Annotated in this window: 25 protein-coding genes; 15 read left to right on the top strand and 10 right to left on the bottom strand. The window is 41.4% G+C overall.

Annotated elements, in window-relative coordinates; translation table 11 throughout:
* Positions 1-100: 100 nt before the first annotated feature.
* Positions 101-757, bottom strand: a complete 657-nt coding sequence (locus ACM0OT_RS21640; protein ID WP_414566451.1) for a hypothetical protein — start codon at positions 755-757, stop codon at positions 101-103.
* A 423-nt stretch (positions 758-1180) separates the two neighbouring features.
* Positions 1181-1666 carry an allophycocyanin gene (locus tag ACM0OT_RS21635; RefSeq protein ID WP_414566450.1) on the bottom strand — a complete coding sequence of 162 codons (486 nt, stop codon included), beginning with the start codon at positions 1664-1666 and terminating at the stop codon, positions 1181-1183.
* 104 nt (positions 1667-1770) lie between these two features.
* On the opposite strand from ACM0OT_RS21635, the gene ACM0OT_RS21630 reads away from it, so the two are divergent.
* Positions 1771-1989, top strand: a complete 219-nt coding sequence (locus tag ACM0OT_RS21630) for a hypothetical protein (protein ID WP_414566449.1) — start codon at positions 1771-1773, stop codon at positions 1987-1989.
* A gap of 87 nt (positions 1990-2076) precedes the next feature.
* On the opposite strand, the gene ACM0OT_RS21625 is transcribed toward ACM0OT_RS21630, so the two are convergent.
* From ACM0OT_RS21625 to ACM0OT_RS21615, 3 genes are all read right to left on the bottom strand, one after another.
* Positions 2077-2661: a hypothetical protein gene (locus ACM0OT_RS21625; RefSeq protein ID WP_414566448.1), complete on the bottom strand. Its 585-nt coding sequence runs from the start codon at positions 2659-2661 to the stop codon at positions 2077-2079.
* A gap of 63 nt (positions 2662-2724) precedes the next feature.
* Positions 2725-3444, bottom strand: a complete 720-nt coding sequence (locus ACM0OT_RS21620) for a hypothetical protein (protein WP_414566447.1) — start codon at positions 3442-3444, stop codon at positions 2725-2727.
* Between the two features lie 215 nt (positions 3445-3659).
* Entirely contained in the window at positions 3660-4793 is a 1134-nt protein-coding gene (locus ACM0OT_RS21615) for a hypothetical protein (protein ID WP_414566446.1), read from the bottom strand.
* Between the two features lie 368 nt (positions 4794-5161).
* On the opposite strand from ACM0OT_RS21615, the gene ACM0OT_RS21610 reads away from it, so the two are divergent.
* The 3 genes from ACM0OT_RS21610 (at position 5162) to ACM0OT_RS21600 (ending at position 8680) form a co-directional block, all read left to right on the top strand.
* Positions 5162-6289: a response regulator transcription factor gene (locus ACM0OT_RS21610; protein ID WP_414566445.1), complete on the top strand. Its 1128-nt coding sequence runs from the start codon at positions 5162-5164 to the stop codon at positions 6287-6289.
* 146 nt (positions 6290-6435) lie between these two features.
* Positions 6436-7815 carry a 23S rRNA (uracil(1939)-C(5))-methyltransferase RlmD gene (gene rlmD, locus ACM0OT_RS21605; protein WP_414566444.1) on the top strand — a complete coding sequence of 460 codons (1380 nt, stop codon included), beginning with the start codon at positions 6436-6438 and terminating at the stop codon, positions 7813-7815.
* A 406-nt stretch (positions 7816-8221) separates the two neighbouring features.
* Positions 8222-8680 (top strand): ATP-binding protein, encoded by a 459-nt coding sequence (locus ACM0OT_RS21600; RefSeq protein WP_414543495.1) that lies wholly within the window; start codon positions 8222-8224, stop codon positions 8678-8680.
* Between the two features lie 121 nt (positions 8681-8801).
* On the opposite strand, the gene ACM0OT_RS21595 is transcribed toward ACM0OT_RS21600, so the two are convergent.
* Entirely contained in the window at positions 8802-9098 is a 297-nt protein-coding gene (locus ACM0OT_RS21595; RefSeq protein WP_414566443.1) for a DUF6439 family protein, read from the bottom strand.
* 44 nt (positions 9099-9142) lie between these two features.
* Between ACM0OT_RS21595 and ACM0OT_RS21590 the strand changes: the two genes are divergently transcribed.
* The 5 genes from ACM0OT_RS21590 (at position 9143) to ACM0OT_RS21570 (ending at position 12357) form a co-directional block, all read left to right on the top strand.
* Positions 9143-9511 (top strand): hypothetical protein, encoded by a 369-nt coding sequence (locus ACM0OT_RS21590; RefSeq protein WP_414566442.1) that lies wholly within the window; start codon positions 9143-9145, stop codon positions 9509-9511.
* Positions 9512-9598: 87 nt separating this feature from the next.
* Positions 9599-10990: an asparagine--tRNA ligase gene (asnS, locus tag ACM0OT_RS21585; RefSeq protein ID WP_414566441.1), complete on the top strand. Its 1392-nt coding sequence runs from the start codon at positions 9599-9601 to the stop codon at positions 10988-10990.
* A 32-nt stretch (positions 10991-11022) separates the two neighbouring features.
* A complete protein-coding gene (locus tag ACM0OT_RS21580) occupies positions 11023-11592 on the top strand; it encodes an SMI1/KNR4 family protein (RefSeq protein WP_414566440.1) in 570 nt (189 codons plus the stop codon).
* 410 nt (positions 11593-12002) lie between these two features.
* Positions 12003-12221 (top strand): DUF4277 domain-containing protein, encoded by a 219-nt coding sequence (locus ACM0OT_RS21575; protein WP_414566439.1) that lies wholly within the window; start codon positions 12003-12005, stop codon positions 12219-12221.
* Positions 12169-12357 (top strand): cytochrome P450, encoded by a 189-nt coding sequence (locus tag ACM0OT_RS21570; RefSeq protein WP_414566464.1) that lies wholly within the window; start codon positions 12169-12171, stop codon positions 12355-12357. The genes ACM0OT_RS21575 and ACM0OT_RS21570 overlap by 53 nt, the downstream gene beginning before the upstream one ends.
* Before the next feature lie 400 nt (positions 12358-12757).
* On the opposite strand, the gene ACM0OT_RS21565 is transcribed toward ACM0OT_RS21570, so the two are convergent.
* On the bottom strand, positions 12758-13435 hold the full coding sequence (locus ACM0OT_RS21565) for a response regulator transcription factor (RefSeq protein ID WP_414543502.1): 678 nt from the start codon (positions 13433-13435) through the stop codon (positions 12758-12760).
* 1066 nt (positions 13436-14501) lie between these two features.
* On the opposite strand from ACM0OT_RS21565, the gene groES reads away from it, so the two are divergent.
* From groES to groL, 3 genes are read left to right on the top strand one after another with little or no spacing between them, the layout of a single operon-like run.
* The gene (groES, locus tag ACM0OT_RS21560) at positions 14502-14813 is read left to right on the top strand and encodes a co-chaperone GroES (protein WP_414543503.1); all 312 of its coding nucleotides are present in this window, start codon (positions 14502-14504) and stop codon (positions 14811-14813) included.
* Between the two features lie 24 nt (positions 14814-14837).
* Positions 14838-15041, top strand: a complete 204-nt coding sequence (locus ACM0OT_RS21555) for a hypothetical protein (protein ID WP_414566438.1) — start codon at positions 14838-14840, stop codon at positions 15039-15041.
* A gap of 12 nt (positions 15042-15053) precedes the next feature.
* Complete coding sequence (gene groL / locus ACM0OT_RS21550; RefSeq protein WP_414543505.1) at positions 15054-16688, top strand: chaperonin GroEL; 1635 nt, start codon at positions 15054-15056, stop codon at positions 16686-16688.
* A gap of 95 nt (positions 16689-16783) precedes the next feature.
* On the opposite strand, the gene ACM0OT_RS21545 is transcribed toward groL, so the two are convergent.
* Complete coding sequence (locus tag ACM0OT_RS21545) at positions 16784-17149, bottom strand: hypothetical protein (protein ID WP_414566437.1); 366 nt, start codon at positions 17147-17149, stop codon at positions 16784-16786.
* 137 nt (positions 17150-17286) lie between these two features.
* On the opposite strand from ACM0OT_RS21545, the gene ACM0OT_RS21540 reads away from it, so the two are divergent.
* The 3 genes from ACM0OT_RS21540 to ACM0OT_RS21530 all read left to right on the top strand — a co-directional run bounded on the left by ACM0OT_RS21540 (position 17287) and on the right by ACM0OT_RS21530 (position 21260).
* Positions 17287-18132, top strand: a complete 846-nt coding sequence (locus ACM0OT_RS21540) for an Rpn family recombination-promoting nuclease/putative transposase (RefSeq protein ID WP_414566436.1) — start codon at positions 17287-17289, stop codon at positions 18130-18132.
* Positions 18133-18198: 66 nt separating this feature from the next.
* Positions 18199-18981: a class I SAM-dependent methyltransferase gene (locus tag ACM0OT_RS21535; protein ID WP_414566435.1), complete on the top strand. Its 783-nt coding sequence runs from the start codon at positions 18199-18201 to the stop codon at positions 18979-18981.
* 104 nt (positions 18982-19085) lie between these two features.
* Positions 19086-21260, top strand: coding sequence for a DEAD/DEAH box helicase (locus ACM0OT_RS21530; protein WP_414566434.1), 2175 nt, complete (start codon positions 19086-19088; stop codon positions 21258-21260).
* A 50-nt stretch (positions 21261-21310) separates the two neighbouring features.
* Here the strand turns inward: ACM0OT_RS21530 and ACM0OT_RS21525 are convergent, their stop codons facing one another.
* The gene (locus ACM0OT_RS21525; RefSeq protein WP_414566433.1) at positions 21311-22213 is read right to left on the bottom strand and encodes a S1 RNA-binding domain-containing protein; all 903 of its coding nucleotides are present in this window, start codon (positions 22211-22213) and stop codon (positions 21311-21313) included.
* Between the two features lie 167 nt (positions 22214-22380).
* Positions 22381-23130 carry a dienelactone hydrolase family protein gene (locus ACM0OT_RS21520; protein WP_414566432.1) on the bottom strand — a complete coding sequence of 250 codons (750 nt, stop codon included), beginning with the start codon at positions 23128-23130 and terminating at the stop codon, positions 22381-22383.
* Between the last annotated feature and the right edge of the window lie 62 nt (positions 23131-23192).

Here is a 23192-nt window from a genome sequence, read left to right as displayed (position 1 = left end):
CCATGTAGTGGGGATTAGGGACTGGGAAGAAGAGGCAGGGTGCAGGAGATAATATTTCCTAACCTCTAACCTCTAACCTCTAACCTCTAACCTCTAACCTCTATTCACTAACTTGCAGGTTTTGTAAAATAAAATCGGCTCTTGGTGCAAATCCATCACCGTATTCCAGAGGATAATGGGTAACTGCATAGAAAACTTTGCCATTTTGTTCCCCAAGATAAATAACTCCTGTTATGTCTTGCCCTTCGCGGAAAACAATTTGTTCTTGAGACCAAGGGTAAGAAGCATCTTGCGTTTGGTTGACAATTTGCCATCCATTAGATGCTATGAGGCCAGATGCTCCATTCACAAAGTTTCTTAGCTGTTCTAGAGTTTGAAAACTGTTGAGGAAGGAAAAGCTGACATAAGCATCCTCATTTTTGTTACCGTCGAAATTGCTAATAAACCTGACCCCTGTACCTTCACCAGAACTAACCCCTTCGCTGATAAAATCTTCGTCAGGATAGTAGGTAGTAAATAACTGGCTGTATTCCTGGTAAAGCCTCAGATTAATGGGAGTTTCTTCCCCTTCAATACTAATTGTGGCAGTTTTGGTTTCAGGTCTGTCGCTTTTAGAGTTATAACTACTTTGAATAGGAGTGGGTGTAGCTCCTGTGCTATTACCTGGAGAAGTTTGGTTGGATTGTGTTACCGTGCAACCCCAGAATGTTAATAACAGGATAGTTGCTGGTGCAATGTGAACAAGACGAATAGACATTTTCCCTCAGATGGGCTAGTGTTTCAATAAAATTTGTATCTATCTATCTATACTCCATAGCCAAATATATTTCCGTGAGTAGATGCAGATTAATGGTAAAAATCAAGTGACAAAAATCACTGGCAGTGATGATTATGATCTGTATACCTCAATTCCCGATTTGCCATAATAGGTTATTACTGAACTCTAGCCGAGTCATTAATAGGGAACACACTAATCACCGACAGACTTAAATCAAGACTGTCGGTTTTTTGTTATGTCGATGGATGGGCAAATAAAGTTTCCCCACAACTGGTTAATAACCTGACAAAAAGCTTGCCAAAGCCACTACCAAAAGTGGGGAGAGTATGATCAAATTAGAAATCTTATGGATTTTAATCTAGTAGACCGGAATTACATTCCTAGAAGCAACACCAATTGGCATTAAGACATCGCTTGAATGATGTAATCAAAGTAGGGTGCAGCTTCGGCAGCATCTTCTGCACTTAGTAAGTCCAGGGAGGCTGTTTTTAAGGAATTGATCGCTTCTACCATTCCTGGTACGGGGACACCTAAGGAATTGTACATTTCTCTGACACCGATTAAACCAATTTTTTCGATTGGATCTTTGTCACCAGCAAGTACACCATAAGTGATCAAGCGCAAATACCAGCCAAAGTCACGGATACATAGAGAACGCTGACGTTCACCGTAAGCATTGCCACCGGGTGCGATAAAATCAGGACGCTTTTGCCAAAGTTTTTTGGTGGCTTCCTGAACAATCTTTTTCTCGTTCTCCGCTAAAGTCGCAGCAATCCGCGTCCTTTGTACCCCTGTTTGCAAAAATTCCTTGATACTTTTGAGTTCGCCACTGCTGGGATAACGCAGTTGGTCATCGGCTTGGAGAATAACTTGGCTAATTACAGTCATGATTTATGGCAATTACGCGAAATATTTATTTGCTAGTTTAACGAGTCTGAGGTACACAAAGAAAGATATATGAGATGTGATGTATTGAATTGCAATGTTTGGTAGTGGAAAACCCCCCAAAAGGATACGCAGATGAGGTGAAACAAGATTGTTTAAAGGCATATGTTAATGGCATTGGATTATGCGCTGTAGCTCACGCTACTCGAACGAGCGATCGCGCCGTTGGATTATTGGTCAAGGAATTTAAGCTTGGGTTACGGAAGACCACAGCGCGGAAATATTTAAACCTCTGTGGGATTATTGTTTGCTGTTGGCAAGCTTAAATACTCAATTCGATTGTTACTTCACTATCTAAAGTATAGGTAAATACTTGTATTTAACTGATTTATCTCACATTTATGCACCGCCACTCAAAGTAGTGATTTACGCTTGAGCATAGATGCACATCCCAACCCACTTATGGACAAAATTCCTATCATCAGACTAGGTTCGGGAACACTGGTAGAAACAGCAGATGTAATAAAATTGACATCAATAAAGGTATCAGCATCAGCTTCCAATCCCTGGAAGTTAACACTAAAAGTATTAGATGTAAAGCTGATGTGAGAAGCCTCTAGCCCAACCATATTAGTATCTAATGTATATCCCGTTAAAATGCTGCTATCGTCGAAATCTAAACTAGAAAGCCTGAATCCATTAAATGAAGTAAATGAAAATCCAATTACAACGGAAAAATTAACGTTAAACCCATTCGATTCTGGGTTTAAAGTGAAAATATCAAAAGTCCCATCAGTTTGAGTAATCAGATCGGCAAGTCCAGGCTGAACCACCCTTGTTGTAGATTCAAAAACTGTGCTTAAGTCAGGAACTAAGTATTCATACTGAATTGTGTCACCAATCAATGAACTTGCTTTTGCTATTTCAGAGTGAATGCCAGTAGCTATTGTGACACCAGTAGATATCGCTATTGCCAGAAATTTATTAAATACAGCCATTTTTTTTACTCAATAGAAAGAAGATTTTTGCTGCAATTTTGATTATGTTTGTGTATGGATTATCTACACAGTGCGCGAAGTTCCAGCTTTTCTTCGCCATAAAAAGCCTAAGCCAAACAACAACAGACCAGCAATTGCAGTTGGTTCAGAGACAGCCGCCACTGGTGGTTCTCCTTCTCGCAGCGTTACACTAACAAACTCACCAATTTGCTGTTCAATTGGTAGTTCACATCCAATCACACCTTCAGGACAATCAAAAATAGTCACTAAATTTAAACTATTCGCAAAATTTCCTGGGGTAGGTACATTCGCAACAAAGATGCCTTGCACCTCTTGCCGAGAATCTGTAAATATTCTTGGAAGATTCAGATTGAACACAAATCCTCCAGACAATGAACTGGTAGCAGGAGGAGTTCCAGTAGGAATGTTTCCGACGGCAAAGCTGGATGGGAATGAAACAGAAGAAACCAAATCGCTTAGAGTATAAATCTTGGGAATAAAGGTGGTTGAGATAGAGCCATCTGCTTCCAAGAAAGAAAACGAAAAGTTTGCGAAGGGAAAAACTCTATCACCAGTCGCAGTAGTGATAAACGTATCAGTGTCGTAGCTGAAGAATCCATTATAAGTGTCTGAAAGTTCAGAGGGTATAGGAATAGTAGAAGGAAAAAGTTGGACAGTGAAGTCGTAGGTGACAGTTGCAGCTAGGACAGGTATTTCTAGGACGGTAGCACCGATAACAGTGCCAGCGAGCGCCCCTGTTAATTTCCCAAAATTCTGATTCATAATCCATCTCCTGATGAAATTTTTAATAGGCACAAAAATTTTCAGCTTTTAAAACGAAATTATTTTAAAAGTGTCCACTTTTTAGGTCTTTAACTAACAGGACTTACGCAAAATCATGAAAAAATGTAGACCGAAGGGCGTGCCGAAGGCTACCACAGAGGGCGCAGAGGACACGGAGAAATAAGAGTTTCAGAAAGTTCTTGCGTAAGTCCTAACTAAAAAAGAATCTGCTGGTTAGTCAAATAGGTCAATGTGAATCTTGTGTCCACAAGATTTCCCAAACTGTTGAAACATTGAACATTGACATTCGTGCCACCACTACCATCACTATTCCAAAAGTTCACCGTGCAGTATTCGCTAGCACTTCCATAGGCAGTTACCTGAGCAGTAGTACGGTTAGATGGCTTGAGATTGGGAAAGCGTACAGTATATTTGCCTAGTGAGTTACGAGTAATGGTGTTAGTGCCACCAGTATTATTCAATTGATAAGTGGGATCAGGAGTATAGAAACCTGCGGTGGGATTGTTAGCCCAGACGTAACCACCATAATCTGTGTTTTCGGAAACATCTATGCCTATAGCAACATCCGTCATGTAGCTCAAATTGTATCTTGTATCTACAAGGTTGCCACTGCTATTGAAGCAGTTCACATTGACTAACGTATTGCCACCAGAGGGAAACCAATTGACAGCTTTACAACGTTCTGAGCCAGAGCCATAAGCTGTTACCAACACTGTTCCACCCACAACATTCAAACTGGTCAAAGTAGCTTGGTAACGAATTATACCTGTATCAAAACGACTGGCTGTGTTGATCGTCCTCTTGGAATTCCACTGGTAAGTGTTACTGGGTGTGTAGGATGGTGTCGTAGGTTGGTTAGCCCAAAGGTATGCATCAGTCCATGTTGTACTCCTACGGGATTCTTTGTAGAAAAGGACAGTAAAGCGACCATTCACAGGAACGCCATTTGGGGTAAAGCAGTTGACCCTGACCTGCTGGGTAGTTCCAGATGAACCCCAGGAAACCACCTTGCAGTGGTGGTTGCCGCCGTAGCTAGATACATGCACAGTGCCACCTGCGGTTCCCAAATTAGGAAAATTTACTCTGTACTCACCAACTCCCAGACGAGTAGCTTGGTTAGTCGCATTGGTGGAATTATATTGATAGTTTAAATCTGGTGTATATGGTGTATTTAATGGTGTATTAGGCTGGTTTGCTAATACCCATGCTTTAGCCCGTACTACCTGAGCTTGTGCTGGAATTGAAGTCAGACAGACGTTAAATAGAATACCGGATATACCTGCTAACAAAAGTTGAGAAGCGCGGTAACTTTTTTGAGTGGTCTTCATAATTATTTTTTACAAAAAATATTGTTTGACGAAATCAATTAGGACTTACGCATTGACAGAAAAGAATGCGTTGACAAACAGGTATCGTCTCCTAAAAAGCACATTTGTCCCGTGGTAGTATCTATTTAATAGACTTTGGTACGAAAACAAAAATAGATGGGATCAAAATGTTTTTATAGAGAGAATTAGTATTAGATATTTAAGTAACTCCCATAGTGGGAAATACTTAACCTATATGTAGGAAACCTGAATTTAATCCTGTTTTTTTAGTAAGTACGGTATTTAAGATGCCAAACTTTTTGTAGAGATACAATACGTAGATCGCCGTAGTTAATTGTGAAGCAGCACCTATTCACTCGTAGGAAAATATGGAAACCCTGATAAATGCTGATTGGCAACGGATGCTTGAGTTTTTGCGATCGCTTTACATGCCTTGCAGCCTTGATAAATTTCCTACACAAATACTGACGGCTTTACCCAAGTTAGTAGGTGCAGAAATATTGGGAATAACCAGTTTCAGTATTCGGAATACAACCTTGCCACGCATATATACTTTTCCCCATCCTGAAATAGGTATGGCCGCGGAATCATTCACAGCGCAACGTCAAAATTTTTTAGCTCATCCAGTTGCACGCCATTATGTCCAAACCCTAGATGGGCAGGCGCTGGCAATTTCAGACTTTTTCAGTGAATCAGAATTTCATCGCCAAGACTTGTTGTATGCAGGTTTTTTCCAACACTTCGGGTTAGAAGACCAGATGATGATTCGTTTTGATTTGCCCTCCATAGCGAATGCTGATCGGTTTCACCAAGGACAAGACCAGTTAACCTTATCAATCAGCCGCGATCGCCGCAATTTCACAGAACGCGATCGCCTGATTCTCAATCTGATTCGTCCTCATCTGCAACAGGCATATGAAAATCTGGTTGCTTTTAACCATTGTCAGGATCAACTTGTCGAACAGCGTCAAGCAACCGAGCAAGCAGCAATAATTTCACTATCTATTGATGGTAAGGTGAAATGGATGACTCAACCAGCAGAGAAAATACTACATAAATATTTTCAACCATCCAAGTCCAAAATTTTTTTGCCTGACCTTTTACAACGATGGGTAAAAAGTCAAGTATTCGAGTTAGTCCAATCAAAGGATATTTGTACTTTTCCTAGCTCGCTGCGCTTAGAGTTAGATGGGCGACATTTGACAATTCGTTTGAATTACAATGCACAACTGGGGCAGGTTTACTTGTTGTTAGAAGAAACTCAACCAAACCAGTTCTCAATTGAAGCACTGCAAATGTTGGGGTTAACTAAACGGGAAGCAGAAGTATTGTTTTGGGTGGCGAAGGATCAAAGTACAAACGAGGTAGCAAAGCAGTTGGGAATGAGCGATCGCACTGTCAAGAAACATTTAGAACACATTTATGAGAAGTTTGGTGTTACCAGTCGCCTGGCTGCCGTGATGTACGTATTAAAGCACTTAAATATTATTGCTTAATATATTTTATACTTAAAATCTTTATTGACGACAATAATTGCCATAATGGTATTGAGCCGAGATGCGCGACGTGAAAGTTGTGCGTAAAAGCAGTAGCCTATTTTATAGAGGAGCCATATCCTCCTGGGGTTCCTCGGAAATGACTAATGACTAAACAACAGGGTGATTTAATTGAACTGACGATCGCCGACCTGAGTGATACGGGTGATGGTGTGGGGCGTTTTGAGGAACTGGTGGTGTTTGTCCCGGATACTGTCCCAGGCGATCGCGCGATGGTGCGTTTGGTACATGTTAAACCTAAATATGCTCACGGCAAACTCCAGCAGCTGTTGCAACCATCTCCTCACCGGGTGCGACCGAGTTGTATTGTGGCTGATAAGTGTGGTGGTTGTCAGTGGCAACATGTTAATTATGAATTTCAGTTGGCTGCTAAACGTAATCAAGTTATCCAAGCTTTACAACGTATTGGCGGTTTTGTTGATCCACCAGTAGATGCGGTGCTGACGGCGGCTTCGTCTTTGGGCTATCGCAACAAGGCTACCTATCCTCTGGGAGTTTCCGCTACAGGTCAAGTACAAGCTGGTTATTACCAAAAAGGTAGTCACCAATTAGTTAATTTGAATCAATGTCCAGTCCAAGATGTGCGATTAAATCCTTTATTGGCTGAAGTTAAACAAGACATTCAACAGCTAGGTTGGTCAATTTACGATGAAAAACGCCATCAAGGACAGATTAGACATTTAAGTTTACGCATTGGTAGACGCACTGGCGAAATGCTGTTGACTTTAGTCGTTAAGGACTGGAATTTGCCGGAAATTAATGATCAAGCCCAGGAATGGTTAAAACGCTATCCTCAGGTGGTGGGAGTTTCATTAAATCGTAATAGCGATCGCACTAATGCTATTTTTGGATCTCAAACTCGTTGCATTGCTGGTGTTCCTTATCTGCGAGAACAATTCGCCGACTTAGAATTTCAAGTCGGTCCAGATACATTTTTTCAAGTTTATACAGAAACCGCAGAAGCATTATTACAAGTAATTCAGTCAGAACTCAATCTTCAAGGACATGAGTTGCTAGTTGATGCTTATTGTGGTATTGGGACTTTAACTTTACCTTTAGCGAAACAAGTACGCCAAGCTACAGGCTTAGAAGTCCAACCAGAAGCTGTAAAGCAGGCAATTGTCAATGCCCAGCACAATGAAATTCATAATGTGACATTTCAAGTAGGCGCAGTAGAGAATTTGCTGCCAAAAATGGGAACAATACCAGATGTGATGTTACTTGATCCGCCACGGAAAGGATGCGATCGCGCCGTTATCGATTCTTTATTGCAATCGCAACCTAATCGCATTGTTTACGTCAGTTGTAAAGTAGCCACTCTCGCTCGTGACCTGAAATTGTTGTGCCAAGATGGGCTATACACTATTACACGGATACAACCCGCTGACTTTTTTCCCCAAACAGCCCATGTGGAAGCTGCCGCCTTTCTTGTGCTATCACATTTGCATAGGGGTACTAAATCCTAGATAAAAACTCAAATTGCAAATTCGTAGTCTAGTGCATACTAAAAATGCTAAAATCGAATTAACCTAAAAATAAAAACGATTTTGTTACAAAGATTAAAAGTTGCATCAACTCTCAAAAACATGAAATAAGATTGTTTCAAGTACGAATCGGCAACAAAAAGGGTATCCCAATACTCTTCTAAAAAATGCCCAGCACTTTTAGTTGCTAACTGCATTAACATTCCTTCCCAGCCGTTTTATGTATCAGCAATCTAACCTCATAAACAGAGTCAATGCTCCATAGCATTTTCAAAATTTAGTATCTAAAGACGCAAGTTTGAAGGCAGCATGACCACCTCAACTTTTATCAGGGTGCCTGTAAAAGCAAACTGATGTCTAGCTAACTGAAAGCTACGGGGTTTCTCTTGTGATTACCATTTCCCTTCGTCCAGTTGGACGCTATTGGGGCACAATTAGTTTTGCCTCAACTCTTTACCTTTGTCCAATCTTAGATTTATTATTGGCAGAAATTCCTGCAAAATTGCAAGCAGAACTGCGTTTAGGACTCCAAGAAGCCTTAGTAAATGCAGCCAAACATGGCAATAATCTTGATCCCAGTAAAACAGTTGTAGTCCGTTTTTCCTTAATAGATAATAAATATTGGTGGGTCATATCAGATCAAGGACAAGGTTTTGCACCTGTACCTACTACACCTGCTAGTGAAGAAGACCCAATAGATTATTTACCACCCGACGAATCAGAAAGCGGGCGTGGTTTATGTCTTCTGCATCAAATTTTCGATCAAGTAGAGTGGAACCACAAAGGCACAGAATTGAGGCTTTGTAAACAAATGGAAAATCGCCCCCGGTTGTCTTTACGACGTTAGGGGCTAGGGGAAAGAGGCAGGGGGGCAGGGAGCAGGGGGGCAGGGAGCAGGGGAGAAATTTCTTCGTTACTCCCTACTCCCCACTCCCGTACCCTTCGGGAAGCTACGCTCACGGCGAAGCCTACTCCCCATTCCCCACTCCCTTATTCCCATGACTCGGACAGGGAGGTGCAGAAATGGAGCGATCTAACCAACCAACGGCTTGTTCTAATCTGACTATGGCTTCTTGGGGCTGATTTTTGACAAGATATAACAGAGCTGCGGCTGCTTGTTCACTAGCGCGAGAATTGCGGTTAGACTTGAGGCGATGCCAATCGTTAGGGGAAATACTTAGCTTTTCCATGAGGGCTTGGGCTAGTTCTAGAGTGCTAAATTCATTCAATTGACTGGTTTGAAGCGACTGGGTAGGTTGAGACATAACTATTGGCAAAGTTGCATTTATATCTACTTTACTACTTGTCAATGAAGCCGCCTAAACAATCATCTCAGCCTTCACCAGAGGAAAATCAGGAACCAGATTTTGAGCAAGAACTAGAGGATTTAGAGCGATCGCTTGTCTTGTTAAGAGAACGGTACCATCAAATACAAGGCGATCGCCAGCAACAGGCACAATGGCAACAGCGTCGCCAGGAATTAAACCAAAATAAACATCAGACTCCGGAAATCAAAGCTGAGTTACAGCACATCAAACAGCAGTTAGAAGCCCTAGAAATAAACTTAGAAAGCCAGTTATTTTCTTGGCGGAGTCTGAAGAAACCTTTTTGGCAAATAGTCCGCTTTGGCGGCATGGGAGTTATTATAGGCTGGATATTAAAGTCCTGTGTTGGTTAATTCCTCAGTTGAGTTTTACATTAACTTAAATGTTAATATTCTTTAATATGTGTACTCTCTAAGTTGACGAAATACAATTTATATACTATGGAAAATAGAAGAATTGCCGAAATTTTACGGAGTAGTCAACCTGATGAGTCCCTGGTGATTCAAGGTTGGGTAAGAACAAAACGTGAGTTAAAAGGATTTGCGTTTATAGAAGTCAATGACGGTTCATCGTTAGCGAATTTACAAGTCGTCATGAATCAGGATTTGCCAGACTACGAAGTTACTATTAAAAAACTTAATACAGGTGCGGCTGTGGAAGTGCATGGGGTATTGGTAGCTTCCCAAGGTAAAGGACAACGTGTTGAATTAACAGCCCAAACTGTGAAAGTCTACGGAGAGGCTGATCCCGAAACGTATCCCCTGCAAAAGAAACGCCATTCTTTTGAATTTTTACGCACAATTGGACACTTGCGATCGCGGACTAATTCCTTTGGTGCAGTTTTCCGCGTCAGAAATGCCTGTTCTGCGGCTATTCACCAATTTTTCCAAGAAAGAGGCTTTTTATGGGTACACACACCTGTAATTACCGCTAACGACTGCGAAGGCGCAGGTGAATTATTCAGCGTTACCAGCTTAGATTTGAAAAATATTCCCCGCACAGATAGTCAAGCAATAGATTACACCCAAGACTTTTTTGCTAAACCCACATATTTAACAGTTAGCGGACAGTTAGAAGCCGAAGTCATGGCCATGGCTTTTTCTAATGTCTACACCTTCGGCCCCACATTCCGTGCTGAAAACTCCAACACCTCCCGCCACCTAGCTGAATTTTGGATGGTTGAACCAGAAATGGCCTTTTGTGACCTAGATGGCAATATGGATTTAGCTGAAGCATTTCTCAAATACGTTTTTCAATATGTGTTAGAAAAATGCCCAGAAGACATGGAGTTTTTCAACCAACGCATTGATAATACCGTCTTAGCAACAGCCGACAATATTATTAACAATCAATTTGAACGTTTAACTTATACAGAAGCAGTCAAGTTATTAGAAAAAGCCGATGTCAAATTTGAATATCCGATAAGTTGGGGCTTAGATTTACAATCAGAACACGAACGCTATCTAGCTGAACAACTATTTAAAAAACCCGTAATTGTCACAGATTATCCAGCGCAAATTAAAGCCTTTTATATGCGCTTGAGTGATGATGAAAAAACCGTCCGCGCAATGGATATTCTTACCCCGAAAATTGGCGAAATTATTGGTGGTTCTCAACGGGAAGAACGCCTAGAAGTTCTCGAACGCCGCATTTTAGCCCAAGGGATGCAACCAGAAGATCTGTGGTGGTATCTTGATTTACGTCGTTATGGAACCGTTCCCCATGCTGGATTTGGTTTAGGTTTTGAAAGACTTGTACAATTTATGACAGGTATGGGCAATATTCGCGATGTCATCCCCTTTCCTCGAACACCACAAAGTGCAGAATTTTAGTAGTTAGAATCAAAGCTAGATTGGGAGTGCTTATGCTGACTTGGTTATCAGGGAAAGTTGAGCAGGTGCAACAAATTCTTACTGCTCAAGGTATTCAACTGGGATTTAAGTTTAATCCTCCTGCGACTCAGGGTGATATCTATCGCTGTGAAGAAGAGCTTGGACTTATCCTACCAAATAGCTATAAAGAGTTCTTAAAATTGAGCAATGGAGCGCACCTTTTTTGCCGCAGTCAGCCACTTTACAACATAACGTTGCCTTGGTTAGCGGATAGCGGACTGCTGATTCAAAGCACTGGCAGTATTGTTCCCTTCAATGAAGAGACGGACAAAATCTATATTGAAGAGGGCGAAGAAAAGAAATATATCGGGTTTTGTTATCTAGGTCAGTTTTTAAGCGGAGATTTTTGCAGTTTTGATGTAACAACTTATGTCGATTCAGAGTACAGAGTACTTGATAGCCAACATGATTATTCGTTTGAAGAGTGGCAAGAACACGTTATTGCCGACTCTTTTGAGGACTGGCTCATCAAGGTCTTTGATCAAGTGATTCACAATAATGGTCGTCCAGAATACTGGATTCCATCTTCGCTTACCGATTGATGTCTAACCCCTGATCAATCAAATCCATCCAGCGAGATTCAGGGATATTTGAAAAATCAAGGTATGTTGCCATTTGGGTCAGAGTGTTAATTTCAATCAAACATGCGTCAAAGTTGATGGGCTTACCGTTAAAGTGATCTAGCCCACATTCCGCACCCTCAACTGTCACACCCCAAAGAAACCAATATATTTAGTACATAAAAACTAATTACTGGGAGAAATGACTAGAATTTATTAGGGCTAAATAAGAATACTTACTATTAAGGATTTTAAACGGCTTAAGGTATGATGTCACAGCCTTTATATACAGCGCTTTGCAAGTAAATGAGGTACAGACTTATCTATTGTAAATCTTGTAGGGTGGGCATCTTGCCCGCCATTGTGTACCTCACCGCTATGAAATCTGCTGTATGTTCCCAAAATTCTTTGAATTAATCGCTTGTGAACACTTAATTGGTGCAGGAGTAAAACCAGAATATCTCAATGATGATAACCTGGGGAGAGTATTAGATAAATTATTTATAAAAGGACTAGATACAGTATTTTTAGCAATCAGTTTAAATGCGGTAGAAATCTATCAAATATCACTTTTATCATCACACTTGGATTCAACATCGTTCAATTTCTGAATACAACCCTTTCAGTGCTAGTTCTCGCATCTGTATTGGCGGGCCTTTTGCCATAATGGAAATAAAAATTGTCTTAGTCATGCTGTTGATGCAATACCGCTTGCAATACCTGCCACAGCAAAATATTGACCGTTAGGGAATAATCGTGATAGTTCCCAAATATGGAATGCCTATGCTAGTTCATCATCAAGACCGCCAATTTGCCCAAGGCTTAGGGAGCATTCAGGGCAACATCCGCGAAATGGTAGAGTTACCTGAATGATGATGGTAGATGGCACCCTGAGAAATTGAGGTAGTTAAGGCTGGTAATATACCCTGTCCTTGTATCGCCTAATTTTTGATGGGATGTAGTTATGTTTGGCACTGGAACTGTGAAAAAATTGTTCTCAATCCAAACCACCTGAACGTACCGAGATGAACTGTCGGGAGAGAATGTTGATCAATCTACTCCCAAAGTAGAAGACTTGTGATGCGGCTATCAGCTATCAGCAATCAGTTAAACATTTTAAAGCTGACGACTGAAGGCTGATAGCTATTTAAGCCATTTGATTTTCAATCGCCCACCGTGCTAGTTCAGTGCGGTTGTGGAGATTGGTTTTGCCCAACATGTTGGACACATGGCTTTCAACTGTACGTTGGCTGACATTTAATTCTTCAGCAATTTCCCGGTTAGCTAAACCCCTAGCAACAAACTGTACTACTTTCAGTTCGGTTGGGGTTAACTGCACATCGAAGGGAACCTGAATACGAGAACCGTTTTCTCCTCCTTTGGCTTGATGTTCTTTCCAACGGATAGTTTGCTTCAGCGAAGATTCTACTTGTGCTACGAGTTCTTCTGGTTCAAAGGGCTTGACCATATATACATCAGCCCCTTTATTCAGACCTTTAACTCGGTCTGCACTTTGTCCTTTCGCTGATAGGAAGAGAACGGGAATCCAGCCGGTACGTTCGTTTTGTCGCACTTGCTCGACAAAAGTGTATCCGTCCATTTCCGGCATCATTACGTCACAGATGATCATGTCTGGAACATCTTGTTCAAGAATTTCCAGAGCTTCTCTTCCGTTTTCGGCAGTGTTGACTTCATAGCCTCTGAATTCCAGGTAATCCTTCACCAGCAAGATGAGGTTAGGGTCATCATCAATCAGTAGAAGTCTTTTGTGATCTTTCATGCTGGGCTCTTTCATAGCAGTGGCACTTGTCGCGCTTCGGTCCATCAAGGTCTTGAGTGGTTATCCTCTATGGTGGATTGTTGAGATGTTGTCCTGTTCCCACTTAACTTGCCTCTGCTTTCTGGCTATCTCAAAAGTGGTGATCACTTTATGTTGAGACTACCAGCTCATTGGCAAATTTCCGGTAAGGATACGTAGAGCAGTAGTATTTATAATGCGTTATTATATATCGCTTTGAAAGTGGCGGGTGAAAAAACACTGATTAAATAATAATCCTTCCAATTCACAAGTTACGTATTGGCTTGAGATGACCCTAACTTCCAAAGAACCCGCACTTTCATCGACTTACTGCTTTACTATATCCTGCGGATGTTAAGCCTCTATCAAATGTTCACAAGCAAGTAGGGAGGTTTCCGGCAAAAGATGGGTTAAAAATACATATTCTTTCACCACCATTCTGCCTATTAAGTGTTCTGGGATGTTCCGCTCAATAACTTATAAGTTGGCTTGGCAATACCAGGCACCGTCTGGGTAGACAACCATTATCGGTCTAGAACCACAAACTCGCAAGCAATTGGCTTTAGTCCTGACAATGGAACCGGGAAAACTGTAAAAAGCGTAATTTCAAGTTTTAGCTGCTTGAATTTGCCGCTTTTCCAATTACTCGCTAGTTTCCAGACTAACTTGTTTTGAACAGCAGTTAACTGCTGTCTGGTCAGCACAGGAAAAAATGTGTCGCTTGTGTGGCTGAATTTTTGCCAGTCCTGACGTTTCTACACAATTACTTAAGGCTTTGTTGTTTAGAGGCTGAGTGGTTTTAGGGATTTGACGGCTGCACTGGATCACTGTAATGTTACTCATCGAGCGGCACCCTCATTACAGTTCTATAACAAATTCCCCGCTTTGCAAATAAATTTATCTATATAAAAATATTTGTCACTTCCCGAACAAATCCGGAAACATAGACATAAACAAGTATTTGTACCTAAGTAATCCTGCGATTTTCTAGTTCGGAAACCCGTACTTAAGCCATTGTTGCCATGACATGCTGCTGTTCGGTAAATTAGCACTCAGGAGTTGAGAGTGCTAACTCTGGAGAAAATAAATATTTATGGCAGCCGTAACTTTAAGCGTTTCTACAGTTAAACCCCTAGGCGATCGCGTTTTCGTAAAAGTGAGCGCCCCGGAAGAAAAGACCGCAGGTGGTCTGTATTTACCCGACAATGCCCAGGAAAAACCCCAAGTAGGTGAAGTTGTCGCCCTTGGCCCTGGCAAGCGTAACGATGATGGTAGCCGCCAAGAATTAGACCTTAAGGTCGGAGACAAAGTGCTGTACTCCAAGTACGCTGGCACTGACGTCAAGCTTGGCACCGAAGAATACGTACTGCTGTCTGAAAAAGACATCTTAGCAGTCGTCAGCTAATAGGGAATGGGGAGTAGGGAGTAGGTGAGCCAGGCCCGTCTTGTTGTCCCAACAAAGAGCAGTCAGCGCGGTCATGGGGATTTTCCCCAAGAGCGACTGGCGTTGGACTGGCGTTCGCGTCAGCGTGCCGGAGGCATCATCCGAAGGGAATTGGGAAATAAAAATACCCAATACCCAATGCCCAATGCCCAATACCCAATTCACGAAAAAATTGACTTAACTCCCTGATTTTAAAGACCTATGGCAAAGCGCATTATCTACAACGAAAACGCTCGTCGCGCCCTGGAGCGAGGCATTGACATCTTGGCTGAGGCTGTAGCTGTTACCCTTGGCCCTAAAGGTCGTAACGTGGTTCTGGAAAAGAAATTTGGCGCACCACAAATCGTCAATGACGGTGTAACCATCGCCAAAGAAATCGAATTAGAAGACCACATTGAAAACACAGGTGTGGCTTTAATTCGTCAAGCTGCTTCAAAGACCAATGACGCTGCGGGCGATGGTACTACCACTGCTACCGTTTTGGCTCACGCTATGGTCAAAGAAGGCTTGCGGAACGTTGCTGCTGGCGCTAATGCGATTTCGCTGAAGCGCGGTATTGATAAAGCCGCCACCTTCCTCGTAGGAAAGATTGCTGAACACGCTCGTCCCGTAGAAGATTCCAAAGCGATCGCCCAAGTTGGCTCTATTTCAGCTGGTAACGACGAAGAAGTCGGTCAGATGATTGCCCAAGCAATGGATAAGGTGGGCAAAGAAGGCGTAATTTCCCTGGAAGAAGGGAAATCTATGACCACTGAATTGGAAATCACCGAAGGGATGCGCTTTGAAAAAGGCTATATCTCTCCTTATTTCGCTACCGATGCTGAACGCATGGAAGCGATTTTCGATGAGCCTTTCTTGCTGCTAACCGATAAAAAAATTGCTTTGGTACAAGACCTGGTACCAGTTCTAGAGCAAGTAGCTCGTGCTGGTCGTCCTTTGGTGATTATCGCCGAAGATATTGAGAAAGAAGCTTTAGCAACCTTGGTGGTTAACCGCCTGCGGGGTGTGCTGAACGTTGCTGCTGTTAAGGCTCCCGGCTTTGGCGATCGCCGCAAAGCGATGCTAGAAGATATCGCCGTTCTCACTGGTGGTCAATTAATCACCGAAGACGCTGGTTTGAAGCTAGAAAATACCAAGCTGGAAAGCTTAGGTAAAGCTCGCCGGATCACCATTACCAAAGACAACACCACAATTGTTGCTGAAGGTAACGAAGCTCCTGTAAAGGCTCGTTGCGAACAAATCCGTCGTCAGATGGATGAAACCGAATCTTCTTACGATAAAGAGAAGTTGCAAGAACGCCTTGCTAAACTCTCTGGCGGTGTAGCTGTGGTGAAAGTGGGTGCAGCCACTGAAACCGAAATGAAAGATAAAAAGCTGCGCCTAGAAGATGCTATCAACGCCACCAAGGCTGCTGTGGAAGAAGGTATTGTTCCCGGCGGTGGTACAACTCTCGCTCACCTTGCTCCTGAGTTAGAAACTTGGGCCAAAGCTAATCTCAAAGATGAAGAGTTGATTGGTGCTTTGATTGTCGTTCGGGCTTTACCTGCGCCTCTGAAGCGGATCGCTGAAAACGCTGGTCAGAATGGTGCTGTAATCGCCGAACGTGTAAAAGAGAAAGATTTCAACATTGGCTACAACGCTGCAACCAACGAATTTGTCGATTTATTGGCTGCTGGTATTGTTGATCCTGCCAAAGTAACTCGTTCTGCACTGCAAAATGCTGCTTCCATCGCTGGGATGGTGTTGACAACCGAATGTATCATTGTTGACAAGCCAGAACCCAAAGATGCTGCTCCTGCTGCTGGCGGCATGGGTGGCGGTGACTTCGATTACTAATATTCTGTAGTCAATCAAATAAATTCAAAACAGCTGTTTCTATATTAAGAAGCAGCTGTTTTTTTAGTTGTAAATAAATAATAAAAACCAGATATTTAAACTGTTTTAGCCTTGCAATAACCTCTTAGTCCTAATTCTACATATATCCCAACTATAATTGCTAGCTCTTCAGATAAAGGAGTAGGCAGATGGGATTTTGTTAAATAGTTTGCTATGAGTCCTAAAGTTGGAGCTAAAGCCATTTTCATAAATTCACTATTACAGATTATTTCTTGGCATTGCTCATCTACTAGCTTTAAAACTAAATTTGAGTTTTGTCCACAACGTTCTGCTAATGTTGTAATTGCTATTTCTAAGTTTCCTCCACAAGATTCAATAACGTTAAGAACATCCGATACTCCAGGATAGTTTGAAAATTCTAAACGAAATTTTTGAATTTCTGCAACTGCTACTGTAGACATAATTTAATTGTTTGAAAAACTTAACAATAAATCTAACAGGAAAATTTTACTCTCATGAACAGTATTTTCACGGGATAATTGTTATTAAAAAATAATTGTGCTTACGTAACAATCCTGTATTAATACAATTAAAAACAATGAGTTACGACAACGCTTGTAAATATTTAGCTGAACAATATCCTGCTGATTTTGTACGTTGGCTATTGGGAGTAGAACCAACACAAATTGAAGTTTTGAAAACAGAATTAACTCTAGAACCTATTCGTGCAGATTCGGTAACATTTTTGCAAGCTAATAACCAAATATTGCATATTGAATTTCAGACTTTAACTAAATCAAAAACGCCTCTTAATTTCCGAATGCTTGATTATTCTGTGAGATTAAAGCGTCAATATCGATGTCCTGTACATCAAGTAATTATCTTTTTAAAGGAAACTGACAACGAAATAGCTTTTACGGATGAGTATCGAGACAATACAACTATTCATAAATTTGAAGTAGTGCGTTTATGGGAGCAAGATTCAACAGTCTTTTTAGACAATCCTGCATTGATACCGTTAGCAACCTTAACGAGAACTGATTCACCACAAACTTTATTATCCCAAGTAGCTCAAAAAATCGCTACAATTCCAGATAGGCAACAGCAACAAAATATTGCAGGTTGTGTAGAGATTCTCGCAGGTTTACGGTTTGAGAAAAACTTAGTTCGACAATTTTTACGGGAGGATATCATGAAAGAGTCAGTCATTTATCAAGATATTGTACAAAAAGAAGCGTTAAAAATAGTTAATCGCCAGATTAAAAAACGTTTTGGTGAAGTTAATGATTCATTAATGACACAGATAAGAGATTTATCGGCTGATGAATTAGAAGATTTAGGAGAAGCATTATTTGATTTTTCTGAAATAGCTGATTTAGCAGCTTGGTTAGAAAAAAATAGTTGTGATATGAGAGGCGTTAGATACAACGTCTCTACAGATTAATTCTGAAATAGCTGATTTAGTTATATATTAAAAACAGTAAAATGAAAATTAATTAAACTGTGAAATATGAGCAAAATTCACTCTGATAAAACACCTCTACACACTTTAAATCCACTGAATCGATTTTCTGATAGAGCCGAAGATTATGTAAAACATCGTCCTAGTTATCCCGATGCAGCTATTGATATTATCCTAGAAGGCTTATCTTCTACCTCACAACTCAAAGCCGCAGATATTGATGCTGGTACAGGAATTTCTTCACGATTATTGGCTGAATGTGGAGTTAATGTTATTGCCATTGAACCAAATATAGCTATGAGAGAAGCTGCTGCAAGTCATCCTTTGGTAGAGTGGCGGGATGAAACAGCAGAAGCAACAAAATTACCTGATAAATTTGTTGATTTAGTTACCTGTTTTCAAGCTTTTCACTGGTTTAACCCAGAACCTAGTTTATGGGAGTTTCACCGCATTTTAAAACCATCAGGACGGTTAGCTGTGGTGTGGAATAATCGTGATAAAGATGATGAGTTGACGGCGGAGTATAGTCGCATAGTACGTGCAGCGTCTAACAATCATCCAGCAGAATCACGGATGCAATCAGTAGAACCACTATTAGTAACTTCTCATTTTATTAATATTCATGAATATACTTTTATTTATCGCCACGAGTTAGATTTAGCTGGACTGATTGGTAGGGCGATGAGTTCTTCTTATGTACCGCATGAAGGTGCAGCATACAATCAAGTTATCACCGACTTACAAGATTTATATCAGCAGTTGCGTAATCAGCAAGGCTTTGTTTATATGGTATATCGCACCAGTGTTTATCTTGGTGACGCAATTAATTAAAACTTTATCTATCTAGTCAAATACCGCATCAGTATATCTGCACTGGTGTGCAGCGTTTAGTCAATGCTAGCTTGGCAGCAATAACCATTTGAGGCGGGTAGTAAATGGCTGTTGGGAACGAAGCACAGGGTAGCAAATTCATCACCACAGAACCGCTAAAATCTAGTGATGAGATTGAGCAAAAACTATGGGATGTTGTTCGTAGCACTTTTGCGGAGAGGAACTGTATCGGCTACTGGCGCTATCCGATTTTCTCGCAGGTGGGCGAAATTCGTAAAGAACCGGACATCTTGATTGTTGATCGAGAATTGGGTTTAGTTGTCATCGAAATTCAAACTGTTACCATTGATCAAATTGTTGCTGTCGATGGTGGAAAGTGGCAATTACAAAACTCTGAAACTACAGAATTTAACTTCCCTCAGCAAGCAGAAAATCAGCTAAGAGCATTAATAGCATATAGCGATCGCGAGCCTGCAATTTGGCGTAAAGTCAATGGTAGAGCAATAGTTGCATTACCTCTGATTACCCAAGAACAATGGCAGCAAAAAGGTTTTGAGCAATCATCCAGTCCATCAATGATTTTTCAAGACCAGTTAGATAAAGCTCACTTGGTAGAACGCATTCAACAATCTGCGGTTGTAGTTCCCGGAGAAAATTTAGAAGATAAAGACTGGGAATTGCTACTTTCTGTGATTGGTGGAACACCTGTACTCCGCAAAAATCCGCGCCACAGAGTTTCCACCACCGGCAAAACCCGTTCTAGTGTCATCGATAGTTTGCGAAATAAATTATACGAAATCGATTTACAGCAAGAACATATTGGTAAACAAATTCCCCCTGGTTTCCAGCGTATTCGCGGGATTGCTGGTTCAGGTAAAACTGTGCTGCTGTGTCAAAAAGCCGCACATATGCATCTCAAGCATCCCGATTGGGATATTGCCTTGGTCTTTTTCACGCGATCGCTCTACGATTTAATGATTGGGTTATTAGATCAGTGGATGCGCCGTTTTAGTTGTGGTGAGTTGCAATACGACCCTACAACTAACTTGAAGTTGCGCGTACTTCATGCTTGGGGAGCCAAGGAACAACCCGGTTTTTACAGTACAATTTGCGAGTACCACGGCAAAAAATCTAAAACGCCACAAAATACAAGGGAAAAACAGCCAAATCGCAGCTTAATAGACTTAAGTAAACGGCTACAAGAAGAAATTAAGATTGAACCGATGTTTGATGCCATCTTGATTGATGAAGGTCAAGATTTGGTAGCCGAAGATGATTTAAAATATGAAGATAAACAAGCCATATATTGGTTAGCTTATCAAGCCTTGCGACCAGTGGATCATGAACATCCAGAGCAACGGCGTTTGATTTGGGCTTATGATGAATCTCAAAGTTTAGATAACCTGAAAATTCCCACAGTATCAGAGTTATTTGGTGCTGAAGCAAATCTTCGTAAAGCTGTCAGTGGTACCTATAAAGGCGGCATTAAAAAATCTGAAATTATGCGCCACTGCTATCGTACACCAGGGCCAATTCTCACGGCTGCCCATGCAATTGGTATGGGTTTACTACGTCCTGAAGGAATGCTAACAGGTTTAACTAACAAAGATGATTGGCAGAAAATTGGTTACGAAGTCGAGGGCGATTTCCGGCGTATTGGTCAGCCATTAACTATCCATCGACCCCCAAAATATTCACCAAATCCCATTCCAGAAATGTGGGGAGAACCTGTATTAGAGTTTGATACTTATAGTTCTCGTCCAGAAGAAATGATGGCTCTGGCTGAGAACATTATGCATAATATTGTCCACGATGGACTTAATCCCAGTCGTGATATTTTAGTTATCATTTTAGGCCCCACTTACGAAGCGATGGAATTAGAAACCTATGTGGCTGGTTTCTTAAGGGCACAGGATATTGATGTTTATATCCCTACGGCGATGAAGTTAAATGATTTAACCCCCCAATGGCCTAAACATGACCCAGATAAATTTTGGCATGAGGGAGGAGTCACAGTATCTCGCGTCAATCGTGCCAAAGGACAAGAGGCTGATATGGTTTATGTGGTTGGTTGCGATTATGTGGCTCGTCATGAAAATAATGTAAATTGCCGCAATCAGTTGTTTGTGGCTTTAACGAGAGCGCGGGGTTGGGCTAATCTGAGTGGTGTGGGCAGTTATCCTCTGTATGATGAGATGCGGCGGGTGATAGCTAGTGGTGATAGTTTCACGTTTACCTACAAACGCCCACCGCAGCGCGATATTGCGGATTGTGAATGAGTAATTATCTCAATTTTGCCAGAATACCCAAGACTGGCGCAAAAATCCTTTTAATCAGCCGTTTTATTACTAGCTCGATGAGCGCGCGCTTCGGCCGAAGCCATAACTTCATCAAAATTCTCTAGTAATTCACCAGGAAAGTTTTCCAAAATCCTAGTAGAAATAGCAACCCGACCCTTACCTTCATCCAAGTCAATAATTACAGCTTTAATTATTTGACCGACTTGAAAGACTTTTTCTAGAGATTCAATGAATTTTTGGCTAACTTGCTTAATGTGTAGTAAGGCGCTGAGACCATCTAAATCTACAAATACTCCAAAGGGTTTGATACCAGTCACTTTACCTTCTACTAATTGACCTAGTTCTAACAAGCTGAAGCTGCTAGAACGAGTCGCCAAGCGCTGGGAAAGAATGAGTTTATTGGTGTTGCGGTTAATTTCTAAAAAACCTACAGTGAGGGTATGACCTTTGAGTGCTTCTAAGTTATCACGCTCTGCTAAGTGCGATCGCGGAATAAATCCCCTTAAACCCAGTAAATCAACAGTGACACCACCTTTATTTACACCCATAACTCTGACTTGTACCGTTTGGCCGCCTTCTTGCATTTGCGCCAATTTTTCCCAAATTTGCTGAATTTCTAACTGTTTGCGAGAAAGGGTAACTTGACCTTCTGCATCTTGATCGCGGATAATCAAAAACTTCAATTCTTCTTGCAACGGCAACACTTCCGCTAAATCGATAACTGCTCTCAAAGAAGCCTCTTCGCGGGGGAGAAAAGCGGATGATTTGCCACCAATATCAACGTAAGCTCCATCATGGTCAAGTTGAAACACTTTGCCATGTACGACTTGTCCCTTCTGAAACTGGTAGTCGTGGGTTTCTAGTGCTTTGGCAAAATCGTCCATTGTAAAAGACGAATTGGCTGGTTGAGAAAGTTTCGATTCGGAGTTCATGACGGTTGAAGATAAATAGTTATTTGATTGGATGCCACTGGAGTTTTACTAAACGCCTAACAAAGTCCGATCTATTGGGAGTTTTAGTTGAATATGCTTGTTAATTATGGCATGAGGATTTGGCAGGTAGAGAAGACCAAAATAGCTGGCATGGCGCTCATTTCTATTTAAGCCCTCAACACAGTGTCAAACAGTTGTTTAACCTGCTCCCAAGCATCAGCTGCGGCTTTAGGATTATAGCTGGCGCGATGGTCACAAAAAAATCCGTGGTCAGATCCATCGTAGCGAAACACTTGATGGGGAATTTTATATTTTTCTAACTCTGCGGCTATCTCATTGACTTGTTCTGGGGGAATACTGGCATCTTCCTTGCCAAAAAAAGCATACACTGTGCCTTTGATTTCTGGGGTACGAGTAATTGTAGGAGCGCCACCCCCTGGTGTGCGGGTAGTAATGCCAGCACCGTAGAAGGCAGCAGTAGCTTTTATATCTGGTAAGGTGGCAGCTAAATATGCTACATGACCACCAAAACAAAAGCCAATACAGCCAAAGCTATCTAGTTTCACCTGGGGTAGAGTCTTGAGATAGTCGATGGCTAATTGAATATCACTCAATAACTCTGATGCTTTAGTTTGCGACCAAGCATATTTTCTGCCAATTTCAATATCTTCGGGAGTGTAGCCTGTTTCAAAACCAGGGGCTTGACGCTGAAAAAGTGCCGGGGCGATGGCCACATATCCTTGTTTAGCAATTCGTTCTGTAACTTCACGAATGTGAACGTTAACACCAAAAATCTCTTGTAAAACTACAATTCCTGGGTAAGAGCCAGGTGCTTGGGGCTGTGCTAAGTAAGCCGATACTGGGAAATTCTCTTGCGAAAGTTCAACCGTTGTGGTATTTATTACTTGCTCTGTCATAAAAACTTTTACCCGTGCTGTGTCATTAGATATGTGATTATTTGATATAACTATGCCAGCAT

The sequence above is a fragment of the Anabaena sp. CCY 9613 genome (genome assembly GCF_963920895.1).
Taxonomy (GTDB): domain Bacteria; phylum Cyanobacteriota; class Cyanobacteriia; order Cyanobacteriales; family Nostocaceae; genus Cyanocohniella.
The sequence above is the reverse complement of the archived record's forward strand: the minus strand, read 5'-3'. Positions and strand labels throughout refer to the sequence as shown.